15 protein-coding genes and 1 riboswitch are annotated in these 13652 nt (G+C 70.1%); of the genes, 10 read left to right on the forward strand and 5 right to left on the reverse strand.

Annotated elements, in window-relative coordinates; all coding sequences use genetic code 11:
- Positions 1-126: 126 nt before the first annotated feature.
- From KAK07_RS05620 to KAK07_RS05640, 5 genes are all read left to right on the forward strand, one after another.
- Positions 127-1140, forward strand: coding sequence for a sulfate ABC transporter substrate-binding protein (locus tag KAK07_RS05620; protein WP_210850984.1), 1014 nt, complete (start codon positions 127-129; stop codon positions 1138-1140).
- A gap of 138 nt (positions 1141-1278) precedes the next feature.
- On the forward strand, positions 1279-2130 hold the full coding sequence (gene cysT / locus KAK07_RS05625; RefSeq protein ID WP_210850985.1) for a sulfate ABC transporter permease subunit CysT: 852 nt from the start codon (positions 1279-1281) through the stop codon (positions 2128-2130).
- Position 2131: 1 nt separating this feature from the next.
- Positions 2132-3139: a sulfate ABC transporter permease subunit CysW gene (gene cysW / locus KAK07_RS05630; RefSeq protein ID WP_210859444.1), complete on the forward strand. Its 1008-nt coding sequence runs from the start codon at positions 2132-2134 to the stop codon at positions 3137-3139.
- Positions 3140-3170: 31 nt separating this feature from the next.
- Positions 3171-4196 carry a sulfate/molybdate ABC transporter ATP-binding protein gene (locus KAK07_RS05635; RefSeq protein ID WP_210859446.1) on the forward strand — a complete coding sequence of 342 codons (1026 nt, stop codon included), beginning with the start codon at positions 3171-3173 and terminating at the stop codon, positions 4194-4196.
- Positions 4197-4306: 110 nt separating this feature from the next.
- Positions 4307-4402, forward strand: a riboswitch (cyclic di-GMP riboswitch).
- A 103-nt stretch (positions 4403-4505) separates the two neighbouring features.
- Positions 4506-5255 carry a hypothetical protein gene (locus KAK07_RS05640; protein WP_210859454.1) on the forward strand — a complete coding sequence of 250 codons (750 nt, stop codon included), beginning with the start codon at positions 4506-4508 and terminating at the stop codon, positions 5253-5255.
- Between the two features lie 12 nt (positions 5256-5267).
- On the opposite strand, the gene KAK07_RS05645 is transcribed toward KAK07_RS05640, so the two are convergent.
- Together KAK07_RS05645 and KAK07_RS25575 are read right to left on the reverse strand one after the other, a co-directional pair.
- Positions 5268-6035 (reverse strand): hypothetical protein, encoded by a 768-nt coding sequence (locus tag KAK07_RS05645; RefSeq protein ID WP_210859456.1) that lies wholly within the window; start codon positions 6033-6035, stop codon positions 5268-5270.
- 159 nt (positions 6036-6194) lie between these two features.
- On the reverse strand, positions 6195-6329 hold the full coding sequence (locus tag KAK07_RS25575; RefSeq protein ID WP_256441043.1) for a hypothetical protein: 135 nt from the start codon (positions 6327-6329) through the stop codon (positions 6195-6197).
- A 33-nt stretch (positions 6330-6362) separates the two neighbouring features.
- Between KAK07_RS25575 and KAK07_RS05650 the strand changes: the two genes are divergently transcribed.
- Complete coding sequence (locus tag KAK07_RS05650) at positions 6363-7388, forward strand: M14 family zinc carboxypeptidase (RefSeq protein ID WP_210859458.1); 1026 nt, start codon at positions 6363-6365, stop codon at positions 7386-7388.
- Complete coding sequence (locus tag KAK07_RS05655) at positions 7385-8146, forward strand: alpha/beta fold hydrolase (protein WP_210859460.1); 762 nt, start codon at positions 7385-7387, stop codon at positions 8144-8146. The genes KAK07_RS05650 and KAK07_RS05655 overlap by 4 nt, the downstream gene beginning before the upstream one ends.
- Here the strand turns inward: KAK07_RS05655 and KAK07_RS05660 are convergent, their stop codons facing one another.
- Entirely contained in the window at positions 8147-8995 is an 849-nt protein-coding gene (locus tag KAK07_RS05660; protein WP_210859462.1) for an alpha/beta fold hydrolase, read from the reverse strand.
- 20 nt (positions 8996-9015) lie between these two features.
- A complete protein-coding gene (locus KAK07_RS05665; protein WP_210850994.1) occupies positions 9016-9600 on the reverse strand; it encodes a nitroreductase family protein in 585 nt (194 codons plus the stop codon).
- A gap of 149 nt (positions 9601-9749) precedes the next feature.
- On the opposite strand from KAK07_RS05665, the gene KAK07_RS05670 reads away from it, so the two are divergent.
- The 3 genes from KAK07_RS05670 to KAK07_RS05680 all read left to right on the forward strand — a co-directional run bounded on the left by KAK07_RS05670 (position 9750) and on the right by KAK07_RS05680 (position 12584).
- A complete protein-coding gene (locus tag KAK07_RS05670) occupies positions 9750-11039 on the forward strand; it encodes an O-acetylhomoserine aminocarboxypropyltransferase/cysteine synthase family protein (RefSeq protein ID WP_210859464.1) in 1290 nt (429 codons plus the stop codon).
- Positions 11040-11059: 20 nt separating this feature from the next.
- The gene (locus tag KAK07_RS05675) at positions 11060-11809 is read left to right on the forward strand and encodes an MBL fold metallo-hydrolase (RefSeq protein WP_210859466.1); all 750 of its coding nucleotides are present in this window, start codon (positions 11060-11062) and stop codon (positions 11807-11809) included.
- Between the two features lie 79 nt (positions 11810-11888).
- Complete coding sequence (locus tag KAK07_RS05680) at positions 11889-12584, forward strand: hypothetical protein (protein WP_210859467.1); 696 nt, start codon at positions 11889-11891, stop codon at positions 12582-12584.
- Positions 12585-12587: 3 nt separating this feature from the next.
- On the opposite strand, the gene KAK07_RS05685 is transcribed toward KAK07_RS05680, so the two are convergent.
- Entirely contained in the window at positions 12588-13532 is a 945-nt protein-coding gene (locus KAK07_RS05685) for a CysB family HTH-type transcriptional regulator (RefSeq protein WP_210859468.1), read from the reverse strand.
- Between the last annotated feature and the right edge of the window lie 120 nt (positions 13533-13652).

The following is a 13652-nucleotide window of genomic DNA, read 5'->3' on the forward strand; positions in this document are numbered from 1 at the left end:
GCACCGGCGCGCCTCCGGACAACGCCTGTCAGAAAACGCATAAGCGACTGCGTTTTCATTCGTTCCCTGGATGCGCGCCGTTCCCGACACTGCGTTGGCCGTACCCCACCTTGTGTCAGGAACACCATGAATCGCTTCTCCCTTCGCCTGGGCGCCATCGGCGCCACACTGCTGCTGAGCCTGGCCGGCGCCGCGCACGCCAAGGACATCACGCTGCTCAATGTCTCCTACGACCCGACGCGGGAGCTCTACCAGGACTTCAACAAGGCCTTCGCCGCCCAGTGGAAGGCCAAGACCGGCGACACCGTCACCATCAAGCAGTCGCATGGCGGCTCGGGCAAGCAGGCCCGCTCGGTGATCGACGGCCTGGAGGCCGACGTCGTCACGCTGGCGCTGGCCTACGACATCGACGAGCTGGCCGACAAGGCCAAGCTGATCCCCGCCGACTGGCAGAAGCGCCTGGCGCACAACAGCAGCCCCTACACCTCGACCATCGTCTTCCTGGTGCGCAAGGGCAACCCCAAGGGCATCAAGGACTGGGGCGACCTGGTCAAGCCCGGCGTGTCGGTGATCACGCCCAATCCCAAGACCTCGGGCGGCGCCCGCTGGAACTACCTGGCCGCCTGGGGCTATGCGCTGAAGCAACCGGGCGGCAATGAAGCCAAGGCCCGGGACTTCGTCACCGCCCTGTTCAAGAACGTGCCGGTGCTCGACAGCGGCGCCCGCGGCTCGACCACCACCTTCGTCGAGCGCGGCATCGGCGACGTCTTCATCTCGTGGGAGAACGAGGCCTTCCTGGCGGTCAAGGAACTGGGCCCGGACAAGTTCGAGATCGTCGTGCCCTCGCTGAGCATCCTGGCCGAGCCGCCGGTGACGGTGGTCGACAAGGTGGTCGACAAGCGCGGCACCCGCGAGGTGGCCAAGGCCTACCTGGACTACCTCTACACGCCTGACGGCCAGCGCATCGCCGGCGAGAACTACTACCGACCGACCGACCCCAAGGTCGCCGAGAAGTTCGCCAAGCAGTTCCCGAAGATCAACCTCTTCACGATCGACGAGGTCTTCGGCGGCTGGGCCAAGGCGCAGAAGACCCACTTCGCCGACGGTGGCGTGTTCGACACGATCTACCTGAAGAAGTGAGTCCCGCGGACACCCCGTGCGCCCGACGCGCACCGGGGTGTCCTGCATCGAACGCATAAGCAAGCGCGTTTTGCTTCGTTCTCCGGCGCAGGCGTCCTGCCTAGCATCGGTTCCCGCATAACCCACTGCGGTCCTCGCATGAGGACCGACCCTGCCGTGCTGCTGTCCCGCACCCTGCTCAAGCGCCACACCGTGCTGCCCGGTTTCGACCTGGCGCTGGGCTTCGCGCTGCTCTACCTCGGTCTGATCGTGCTGCTGCCCTTGTCAGCGGTGTTCCTGAAGACCTTCACCCTCAGCTGGGCCAGCTTCTGGGACACGGTCAGCTCGCCGCGCGTGGTGGCCTCGTACCAGCTGACCTTCGGCGCCTCGCTGGCGGCGGCGCTGATCAATGCGGTCTTCGGACTGCTGGTGGCCTGGGTGCTGGTGCGCTACCACTTTCCGTTCAAGCGCGTGGTCGACGCGCTGGTGGATCTGCCCTTCGCGCTGCCCACCGCGGTGGCCGGCATCGCGCTGACCGCGCTGTATGCCGAGAACGGCTGGATCGGCAGCTGGCTGCCCTTCAAGGTGGCGTTCACGCCCACGGGTGTCTTCGTGGCGCTGACCTTCATCGGCCTGCCCTTCGTGGTGCGCACGGTGCAGCCGGTGCTGGAGGACCTGCAGAAGGAGCTGGAAGAAGCCGCCGCCACCTTGGGCGCCAGCCGCGGCCAGACCTTCCGCCTGGTGATCCTGCCCACGCTGACGCCGGCGCTGCTGACCGGCTTCGCGCTGGCCTTTGCCCGGGCGCTGGGCGAGTACGGCTCGGTGATCTTCATCGCCGGCAACATGCCGATGGTCAGCGAGATCACACCGCTGCTGATCATCACCAAGCTCGAGCAGTACGACTACGCCGGCGCCACCGCGATCGCGGTGGTGATGCTGACGATTGCCTTCGTGCTGCTGCTGGGCATCAACATGATCCAGGCCTGGGCCCGCCAGCGCCAGGGACGCTGACATGACACCCCCACGCTCCCTTCCGGTCGCTGCCCCCCAAGGGGGCTCTGGCAGCGGCCCGGCCAAGCCGGATCCGCGCCAGGTCCTTGACGGCGTGAGAGGACGCTCGATCGTACTGCCGCCCACCACCGAACCCGCCTGGGTTCGTGTCACGCTGATCGGCGTGGCGCTGGCCTTCCTGTCCTTCTTCCTGTTCGTGCCGCTGTTCGCGGTGTTCCACGAAGCATTGAAGAAGGGCTGGGAGGTCTATCTGGCGGCGATCGCCGAGCCTGATGCGCTGTCGGCGGTCAAGCTCACGTTGATCGCCGCCGGCATCTCGGTGCCGCTGAACCTGGTCTTCGGCATCGCCGCGGCCTGGGCCATCGCCAAGTTCGAGTTCCGCGGCAAGAACCTGCTGCTTACCCTGATCGACCTGCCCTTCTCGGTCAGCCCGGTGATCGCCGGCCTGATCTATGTGCTGGTCTTCGGCCTGCAGGGCTGGCTGGGCGAGTGGCTGCGCGACCACGACCTGAAGGTGATCTTCGCGGTGCCCGGCATCGTGCTGGCCACGGTCTTCGTGACCTTTCCGTTCATCGCCCGTGAGCTGATTCCGCTGATGCAGGCCCAGGGCCAGGAGCAGGAAGAGGCCGCGCGCGTGCTGGGCGCCAGCGGCTGGCAGATCTTCTGGCGCGTCACGCTGCCGAATGTGAAGTGGGCGCTGCTGTATGGCGTGATCCTGTGCAACGCGCGGGCGATGGGCGAGTTCGGCGCGGTCAGCGTGGTCTCGGGCCACATCCGTGGCCAGACCAACACCATGCCGCTGCACATCGAGATCCTCTACAACGAGTACCAGTTCGCTGCAGCCTTCGCCGTGGCCTCGCTGCTGGCCGGCCTCGCCCTGGTCACCCTGGTCCTGAAATACATCGTCGAACAACGCATGAAACAGGACCCCCAGGCTTCCTCCGGTCGCCACCCCCCGGGGGGGCTCCGCCAGCAGACCGGCGAAGCCGGATCTGCGGCGGCGGCTTGACCCCCATTCACCACCCTTGGCAGCACATTCCATGTCCATCGAAGTCAAGAACCTGGTCAAGCACTACGGCCCGCTGGCGGTATGCAACCACCTGAACCTGACCATTCCCTCGGGTGAGCTGGTCGCCCTGCTGGGTCCGTCGGGCTCGGGCAAGACCACGCTGCTGCGCATGATCGCTGGCCTGGAGCAGCCCGACAGCGGCCAGGTGCTGTTCCACGGCGAGGACGCGACGTTCTCGGATGTGCGCGAGCGCCATGTGGGTTTCGTCTTCCAGCACTACGCGCTGTTCGGTCACATGACGATCTTCGAGAACATCGCCTTCGGCCTGCGCGTGCGCCCCAAGGCCACGCGGCCCAGCGACGGCACGATCCGCGCCAAGGTCGGCGAGCTGCTCAAGCTGGTGCAGCTCGACTGGCTGGCCGACCGCTACCCGCACCAGCTCTCCGGCGGCCAGCGCCAACGCGTGGCCCTGGCGCGCGCGCTGGCGGTGGAGCCCAAGGTGCTGCTGCTTGACGAGCCCTTTGGCGCGCTGGATGCCAAGGTGCGCAAGGAGCTGCGCCGCTGGCTGCGCCGCCTGCACGACGAGGTGCATGTGACCAGCGTCTTCGTCACCCACGACCAGGAAGAGGCGATGGAAGTGGCCGACCGCATCGTGGTGATGAACGAGGGCCGCATCGAGCAGGTCGGCAGCCCCGACGAGGTCTACGACCACCCCGCCACCCCCTTCGTGCTGAAGTTCCTGGGCGACGTCAACCTGTTCCACGGCCGCGCCCAGGACGACGTCAGCTACGTGCGCCCGCACGAGCTGGACATCGTGCCGGCGGCCGACGACGGCACCTGGTCGGTGACCTTCTCGCAGGCACTGACCGTGGGCCCGAACACGCGGGTCGAGTTCCTGCGCGACGACGGCGCCTACGTGGACGTGGAGCTGCCGCGCGAGCGCTGGCACGCGCTGCGCCAGCAGCATGGGCTGCAGGACGGCAGCCGCGTGCACCTGAAGCCGCGGCGTGTCACGCGCTTCGGAGACCCGGCCGTGGATCCGGCGTCGGTGATCTGAGCCGCCGCTCGTCGGCGGCGCAGCGCCACTCGTCGGCGTGGCGATCGGTGCCGGTATCGACGTGTGAACGATGTCATACCGCGTGTCGGCCAGGCGTCCCTACAGTGCACTCGCTCCCTTGGCAAACCCGCTGAAAGGCGGGGACGCAAAGCCTCCGGTCTTCGCGCGGCCCCCACCGGGCCGCGACAGATAGCGGGGTTGCCCTTCGCGCCCGTTCCCCGGGCCGATGGTCACGCGTTCCTTCCGTGTTTGGCGGCGCCTGTTGTGCAACCCGGGCCGCAGACGGCCCACCCACGAAGGACGCCCACCATGAAGTTCGCTCTCTCGCTGATCCCGCTGCTGCTCACTGTCGGCATCGCCCAGGCTGCTGAGCCCGCCCCCGGCACCGAGATCAATGCGCTGATGCGCGTGATGAAGAAGGACGGCAGCACGCTGATCGCGCAGGCGCCGGTCAGCCGCAACCTGTCGTTCATCCCGGTGATCCGGCTGAACGCTGCCGACGCGCTGGTGGCTGCCAACGGCCGCTGCGCCTTCAACGTCAAGCTCGACCAGGTCAGCGGCCATGCCCTGTCGGGCAGCGTGGACCGGCTCTATGCCAACGACACGCTGATCGCCCAGCCCGGCGGCATCCAAGCCGAGGCCGGCCAGCTCACCACCGTCTGGACGCAGCCCTACTTCTTCGCCGGCCGCAACAACCTGAGGGTGGTGCTGGATGCCGATGGCGCCACCCCGGTCACCGGCTGGGTGCGGGTGGAGGTGGCGGGGACCTGCGCGGCCGTGCCGGTGGCGGTCTGGGTCAAGCCGGGCAGCGGCGACTGGAACGCGCTGTACAACGCCTTTGGCTACAGCAACTACGGCACCAAGCAGCTCAAGGGCAAGGGCCTGGGCTTCTATGACGAGCTGGCCTCGATCAACGCCGCGCTGACGGCCGCGGTGAAGGCCGGCCGCATCGAGCGACCGGCCTGGGAAGCGCTGATGAACCGCTGGAACGCGCTGCTGGCCAACCCCGACTTCGTCGCCGCGATGAAGGCCATCGTGCCGGCCAAGGGCGGGATCTGAGCGGCGGAGCGCTCAGCGTGGCGCGCCGTAGCGCACGCCCTTGAGGCTGGTCGTGTTGGCGCCCGGCACGTCGGTGGTCAACGAGACGCGTGCGCTGTCCAGCATGCGCAGTGTGTTCTCGGCGCAGAAGGTGTTGGATCCCAGGAAGCGGCTCGCCTCGACGAAGCCTCTGATTTCAACGCCCAGGGACAGCGTATCGCCCACGGCCATCGTCTTCGTCAGCGACATGCGGTAGGTCCCGTTGAACGGCGCGACCGGGTTCCAGAGGGTGAACGGACCTGACAGGTTGAGGTACGCGCGGAAGAAGGGCACGGAGTTGCAGCCGTTGCCCTCGCGCGGCATGTCGATCGCGAAGTCGACGTTGGCGGTGTAGGTCACGGGCGTGCCTGCTGGCAGATCGCCGGCCTTGACCTCGATCTCGTCCTTGAAGTAGACGATGCTTTCGGCGCTCGCCGCAGAGACACGGCAGTTGGGCGGGATCTCGGCGGCCAACGCCTTGAGGCTCATTCGCGGCAGGTGTCCCAGCGCGATGCCTCCCGACACCAGGGCCTGGCTGCCGCTGGGCGCCAGCGCGGCAAGCTTGAGTTTCTTCCGCTCGCCCTTGATGGGATTGAAGTCGAAGTCCTCGGGCTGGGTGTCGGCGACGCCGTCGCAGCCAAAGGTCTGGGCGGTGCCGTATCGGTAAGTCGTGGGGGTGGCCTGCGCGGGTGCTGACAGGCCCATGAGGCAGCCCGCGGCCGAGGCGGCGGCCAGCAGGCGCAGGTAGGAACGGTGGGACATGCGTGGACTCCTGGTCAGGTGCTGCCTCCCGCCGTGATCCAGCGTGATCCGGTCGGCAAGGAGCGCTGACAGGCTATCCAGTGGTCCCGCGGAGCGCATCCTCAGATCGGTGGAGCTGCGGCCGGGCGGTCACAGCCTTGTCATCGTGGCCGGCCACGATCAGCGGCTGCGCCGCGATGCCTGCAGGCGGCTGCGTGCGAGCGCCAGGCACTCCAGCGCGCCGACGGCCATGGCCAGCAACCACCAGGCCAGGCTGGTACGGGGGGCGGCGCGGAGATGGGTGAGGTCGTGCATGCGCCGAGTCTGGCGACAGGAGATGACGGATTGATGGCAGGCCGCAGCGGCGCCTCGGTGCTCGACGAGATCGACGGCCTGGCCGCCCAGTGCCCGCCCGGGATGCAGGTGCAGCCGCTGTGCCAGATCGATGCGCGAGGCCGGCGCTGCGCCGTGCTGAGCTTCAGCGCCGGTCCCAGCGACCCGGCGCTGCCAGCCTTCGGCGTGTTCGGGGGCGTGCATGGCCTGGAGCGCATTGGCGTCGAGGTGGTGCTGGCCTTCTTGCGAGCTGTGCTGGCGCGCTGGGCCTGGGATGTGTCGCTGCACGATCTGCTGGGACGCGTGCGCCTGGTGGTGGTGCCGCTGGTCAACCCGGGCGGGCTGTTGCACGGCACGCGCGCCAACCCGGCCGGTGTGGACCTGATGCGCAATGCCCCGGTGGACTGCCGCCACGGCGCGCCCTGGGGCGTGGGCGGCCAGCGCATGAGCGCCCGCCTGCCCTGGTACCGCGGTCCGGCCGGCGCGGCGATGCAGCCCGAGGCGCAGGCGCTGTGCGGTGTCGTCGAGCGCGAGCTGATCGGCCGGCCGCTGGCGATCAGCATCGACTGCCACTCGGGTTTCGGGCTGGACGACCGGCTGTGGTTTCCGCACGCCCACACGCCCGCGCCGATCGAGCACCTGCCGGAGCTGCACGCGCTGTCGCAGGTGCTGGACGGCGCGCTGCCGCACCACCGCTACCGCTTCGAGCCGCAGAGCCTGCAGTACCTGGCGCACGGCGACCTGTGGGACCACCTGTACCTGCGCGCGCAGCAGCAGCCCGGCACCACGCTGCTGCCGCTGACGCTGGAGATGGGCTCCTGGCTGTGGGTCAAGAAGAACCCGCGCCAGGCCTTCAGCCGCCACGGCATCTTCAACCCGCTGATCGCCCACCGCCAGCAGCGCGTGCTGCGCCGGCACCTGGCGCTGCTGGACCACCTGATGCGCGCCGCCGCCAGCCAGCACCGCTGGCGGCCCCAGCCGCTGCTGCGCGAGACCGCCCGCGAGGCGGCGCTGCGCCACTGGTACGGGGCGCGTCGATGAATGCCACGCCGAGCACCTGGGTGCTGCTGCGCGGCCTGACGCGCGAGGCCGCGCACTGGGGCGATTTCGTGCCGGCCCTGCAGGCCGCGCTGCCGCAGGCGCGCCTGCTGTGTGTGGACCTGCCGGGCGCCGGCACCGCGCACCGGCAGGCCTGCCCGCCTACGATCCCGGCGATCGCCGCGCACTGCCGCGCCGCCGCCCAGGCCGCCGGCGCGACCGGGCCGCTGGGCCTGCTCGGCCTGTCGATGGGCGGCATGGTGGCCGCCGACTGGCTGCTGCGCCACCCGAGCGAGGTGCAGACGGCGGTGCTGGTCAACAGCAGCGTGGCGGGCCTGAGCCCGCTGCACCACCGCCTGCGCCCCGGCCACTGGCCGCGGCTGCCGGCGCTGGCCCTGGGCTGGGGCAGCGCGGCCGCTGAAGCGCAGGTGCTGGGCTTGAGCAGCCGCCGCCGCCCGCTGCCGCCCGACTGGCTGGCCCACTGGACCGCGATCCAGCGCCAGCGGCCGGTCGGCCGCGGCAATGCGCTGCGCCAGCTGTGGGCGGCGGCGCGCTACCGCCTGCCGCCCGGCCGACCGGCGATGCCGGTGCTGGTGCTGCGCAGCCTGGGCGATGCGATGGTCGCGCCCGCCTGCTCGGCCGCGCTGGCGCGGCATTGGGACTGCCCACTGTGGGAGCACCCCCGCGCCGGCCACGACCTGGCGCTGGACGATCCGCAGTGGCTGGCGCAGGCGGTGGCGCGCTGGACGGCCTGTGCCTGATCAGGCCAGGATGAAGCGCCGCAGGGTGGCGAAGGCGGCATCGGGTTCGTCGCGCCAGGCGCCATGGCCCGAGCCGTCGAACACCGCCAGCTCGCCCAGCCCGGGTGGCAGCGCAGCGGCGATGTCCTGGCTGTCGGCCAGCGGGCACACCGGGTCCTGCGCGCCGGCCATCACCAGCACCGGGCACTGCGCGCGCGCCAGGCCGGGCAGCAGGTCCATGGTCTGCTGCTCGCCGCCGGCCGAGGCGAACAGGATGGCCTCGTTGAAGACGATGCGGCGCGTCGCCTCGTCGCTGCGCGCGGGCGTGGTGTTGTACAGCGGCAGGCAGACCTGGCGGTAGGGCGCCCAGGTGGCCTCGGTCGGCTGGCGCCAGAAGGCCTCGGCCACCGCGCGCGCTGCCGCACCGCCCAGGCGCTCGAACATCGCCAGCTTGCGCGCCAGCCCCAGGTGCGGCGAGGTGCTGGACAGCACCACCTTGGCCGCGTGGCCCGGGTGGCGGGCGATGTAGCGCTGCGCCACGAAGCCGCCAAAGCTCTGGCCCAGCACGATCGGCCGCGTGATGCCCAGCGCGTCGCTCAGCCGCACCAAATCGTCGGCGAAGCTGTCCAGCGTCCACTCGTCGGCCGGCCGGCGGTCGCTGCGGCCGTGGCCGCGGTGGTCGTAGTAGACGATCTGCGCCACGTCGGCCAGGCGCGAGAAGGCCGGCTTGAAGCCGCTGTGGTCGTAGCCGGGGCCGCCGTGCAGCAGGATCAGCGTGGGCCGCTCGCGCATCGCCGGGCCGTCGGGCACGAGGCCCGGGCCTTCGATGTCGACGAAGAGGCGGACGCCGGGTTCGATCTCGATGCGCATCGTCAGGGCCGTTCAGCGGCTCAGAAGCGCCAGGCGCCTTCGGCGGCGATGGCCGACAGCGGCAGCCGGTCGTTGGGCTCCTCGCGGGCCTGCAGGCCCTCGGGCAGGGCTTCCTTCGGACCTTGCTTGCCAATGGCCACCACCGCGTGCACCTGGACATCGTCGGGCAGGTCCAGCGCGGTCTTCAGCGCGGCGGCGTCGAAGCCGCCCATGCCGTGCGTGACGTAGCCCATCAGATGGGCCTGCAGCGCCAGGCTCATCCAGGCGGCGCCGGCATCAAAGGCGTGCCAGGGGTTGGGCTTGGCCTCGGTGGCGCCGGGCGCCACCGAGCTTTTCTTCGAGGCCACCACCAGCAACACCGACGCCTTGTGCGCCCAGCCCTGGTTGAAGGGCACCAGCCCCGCCAGGATGCCGGCGAAGCTGCCGCTGCCGGCGTGTCCGTAGAGGAAGCGCCAGGGCTGGATGTTGGACGCCGACGGCGACCAGCGGGCGGCTTCCAGCAGGGTGTCGAGGTCGGCCTGCGGCATGGCCTCGCCGGTGAAGGAGCGCGGCGACCAGCGGGTGGTGAAGAGTTCGGCGACGGGGTGAGCGGCTTGGCGGGGCATCGGGGTGGGGGGTGGGTGGAAGGATGGTGGGATTGTGGCGGCGTTGCCGCGAGGCTGCTCATGCGGGGATGTTGCTTGGCAGGCGGCCGCTGGCGGCCCTATCCTGTGCGCCCCTGACCGCTCCAACAACACCCCGAGGAGAACTGAGCATGACCTGGCGCTTCGAGACCGTGTCCGTCCACGGCGGCTACTCGCCCGACCCCACCACCAAGGCGGTGGCCGTGCCGATTTACCAGACCGTGGCCTACGCCTTCGACAGCGCGCAGCACGGCGCCGACCTGTTCGACCTGAAGGTGCCGGGGAACATCTACACCCGGATCATGAACCCGACCACCGATGTGCTGGAGCAGCGCATCGCGGCGCTGGAAGGCGGCATCGCGGCGCTGGCGCTGGCCTCGGGCCAGGCGGCCGTGACCTATGCCATCCAGACCATCACCGAGGCTGGCGACAACATCGTCGCTTCCAGCGCCCTGTACGGCGGCACCTACAACCTGCTGGCCCACACGCTGCCGCAGTTCGGCGTGCAGACCCGCTTTGCCGACTACCGTGACCCGGCCAGCTTCGAGGCGCTGATCGACGACAGGACCAAGGCGGTCTTCGTCGAGTCGCTGGGCAACCCGCAGGGCAACATCACCGACATCGGCCGCATCGCCGAGATCGCCCACCGCCATGGCGTGCCGCTGATCGTCGACAACACCGTGCCCAGCCCCTACCTGTGCCGGCCCTTCGAGCACGGCGCCGACATCGTCGTGCACTCGCTGACCAAGTACTGCGGCGGCCATGGCAACAGCCTGGGTGGCGCGATCGTCGACTCGGGCAAGTTCCCCTGGGCGCAGCACAAGGAGCGCTTCCCGCGCCTGAACACGCCGGACGTCAGCTACCACGGCGTGGTCTACACCGAGGCCCTGGGCCCGGCCGCCTACATCGGTCGCGCCCGCGTGGTGCCGCTGCGCAACACCGGCGCCGCGCTGTCGCCGTTCAATGCCTTCCTGATCCTGCAGGGCCTGGAGACGCTGGCGCTGCGCATGGACCGCATCAGCGCCAACGCGCTGGCGGTGGCGAAGTTCCTGCAAGGCCACGCCAAGGTCGACTGGGTCAACTACGCCGGCCTGCCGGACCATGCCGACCACGCCCTGGTGCAGAAGTACCTGAGCGGCCAGGCCTCGGGCCTGCTGACCTTCGGGCTGAAGGGCCCGGCCGGCGGCGGTCGCGAGCGCGGTGCCCGCTTCCTGGACGCGCTGCAGCTGTTCACCCGCCTGGTCAACATCGGCGATGCCAAGTCGCTGGCCACCCACCCGGCCAGCACCACGCACCGCCAGCTCGGTCCGGAGGAGCTGGCCAAGGCCGGCGTCAGCGAGGACACGGTGCGGCTGTCGATCGGCATTGAGCACATCGACGACCTGCTCGCCGACCTGAACGACGCGCTGGCCGCGGTCTGACGCGGCGGGAGTGGACGGCCATGATCTTCCGCCAGCTCTTCGAGCCCCTGTCCAGCACCTACACCTACCTGCTGGGCTGCGAGCAGACCGGGCAGGCGCTGCTGATCGATCCGGTGGTCAACGCCATGGACCGCGACCTGGCGCTGCTGCAGCAGCTGGGCCTGCGGCTGGCGTGGACCGTCGAGACCCACATCCACGCCGACCACATCTCCGCCGGGCGCCACCTGCGTGAGCAGGTGGGCTCGCGCATCGCGGTGTCGGCGATGGACGCACTGCCCTGCGCCGACCTGGGGCTGCAGGATGGGCTGCCGCTGACCCTGGGCGAGGTGACGCTGCTGCCGATCCACACCCCCGGCCACACCGCCCACCACCTGGCTTTCGAATCCGCCGGGCGGCTGTTCACCGGCGATGCGCTGCTGATCGAGGGCTGTGGCCGCACCGATTTCCAGGGCGGCAGCGCAGCCGCGCTGTACCGCAGCATCCACGAGCGCCTGTTCAGCCGGCCCGACGAGACCCTGGTCTACCCCGGCCACGACTACCAGGGCCGCCAGGTCTCGTCGATCGGCCAGGAGAAGGCGCGCAACCCGCGCCTGGGCCAGGGCCGCAGCCAGGCCGACTTCGAGGCGCTGATGGCGGCGCTGAACCTGCCCTACCCGAAGTTCATCGACCACGCGGTGCCCGGCAACCGCGACTGCGGCCGCTGTCCGGACGACCTGCCCACCCAGCTGCAGGCCTACTGCGGACGCATGACCGAGAGCCCGCAGGGCTGAGTGCCACCGCCGGAAGGCATGGACAAATCAGGGGGATTCGCCAATAATGTGCATGTTGCACATTTATTGGAGACCTGCGATGTCCGTTCTTTCCAGCCCCTGGCTGCGGCGGCTGCCCCTGGCGGCCCTGCTGGCCGCCCCGCTGCTGGCCTCGGCCGGCATCCAGATCGGTGCCAGCGGCAAGACCTTTGCCTCCGACGCCTGGGCCTGCGCGCTGCACCCCACGCGCGGCTATGCACCGCGGGTCGAGGCGGGCCTGTACCAGCCGGCGCCCACCGCCAGCGCCAAGGTGCTGCTCAACGGCCAGCGCGTGGCGCTGGTGGATGCCGCCAACCCGTCGGCCCCGGTGTGGCTGGCCAACGGCCTGAACAGCGTGGGCGTGAAGCTCAGCAAGAAGGCCAACGACAGCTTCGGCTTTGACGCCGCGCTGACCTGGCCCAACCAACCCAACGCCTGCATCCCGGACACCGGCGCCAACACGGTGGCGGGGGACCTGGAGACCGCGGTGTCGGGCAAGTCCTCGGCGGTCGTGCCGCTGGGCTGCGCCTTCAACCCGGCCACCGGCCGCAACCAGGCCTTCGTCAACCTGTTCGACAACGGCACCTGGCTGCTCAACGTGTCGGTCAACGGCGTGCCGCTGACCCAGCTCAACGGCACCACCCGGCGCAGCGTGCCGGTCTTTCTGGCCACCGGGCTGAACGTGATCACCGCGGCCAACGGCCAACTGTCGGTGGACGCCTACGTGCGCGACGTGCCCGCGGGCCAGTGCCCCTGAGGCTCACAGCGGCGCGGGCGTCGCGCCAGCGGGCGCGGCCTGCGCCTGCTCCACCACCTCGCGCGTCAGGTGCGGCGCGAAGACGGTGATGAAGTCGTAGGCGTAGCGGCGCAGCAGGCTGCCGCGGCGCACCCCCACCATGGTGGTGTTGATCGCGAACAGCTGGCGCGCATCGATCGCGCGCAGGTGGGCGTCGCGCTGCTCGTCGAAGGCGATGGCGGCGATGATGCCCACGCCCAGGCCCAGCTCGACATAGGTCTTGATCACGTCGGCGTCCATCGCGCTGAGCACCACCTGCGGCTTCAGGCCGGCGCGGGTGAAGGCGTCGTCGATGCTGCCGCGGCCGGTGTAGCCGGCCTCGTAGGTGATCACCGGGTAGGCGGCCAGGCGCTCCAGCGTCAGCGGCGCGTCCAGCAGCGGGTGGCCGGGCGGCACCACCACCGAGTGGCTCCAGCGGTAGCAGGGCAGGGCGGCCAGCTCGGGCGCCTCGGCCAGGTAGTGCGAGGCGATGCCGATGTCGGCCACGCCCGACAGCAGCATCTGCGCCACCTGGGCCGGCGAGCCCTGGTGCATCTGCAGCTGCACCTGCGGGTGGGTGGCGCGGAAATCGTGCACCGCCGAGGGCAGCGCGAAGCGCGCCTGCGAGTGGGTGGCGGCAATGCTCAGCACGCCGGCGTCGCCCAGGCGGAAGTCGTCGCCGGCGCGCTGCAGGTTCTCGGCTTCCAGCAGCAGCTTCTCCACCCAGGGCAGCACGCGTTCGCCGGCGGCGGTCAGGCCGGTCAGGCGCTTGCCGGCGCGCACGAAGATCTCCACGCCCAGCTCGTCCTCAAGCTCGCGGATCTGCCGGCTGACGCCGGGCTGCGAGGTGTGCAGCGCCGCCGCCACGTCGGTCAGGTTGAAGGCCCGGCGCACGGCCTCGCGCACGGAGCGCAGTTGTTGGAAGTTCATGCGAAGGCGCGCAACAGTCGGCCCGGGTTCATCGAAAACCGCATTATCAAAAGCCCTGGCGCCGACCCCAACAACGAAATCGGCCTATCGCTATGCCGTGCGCGAATATCGACCCGTCGG

The organism is Ideonella alba, assembly GCF_018069875.1.
Lineage (GTDB): Bacteria > Pseudomonadota > Gammaproteobacteria > Burkholderiales > Burkholderiaceae_C > Ideonella > Ideonella alba.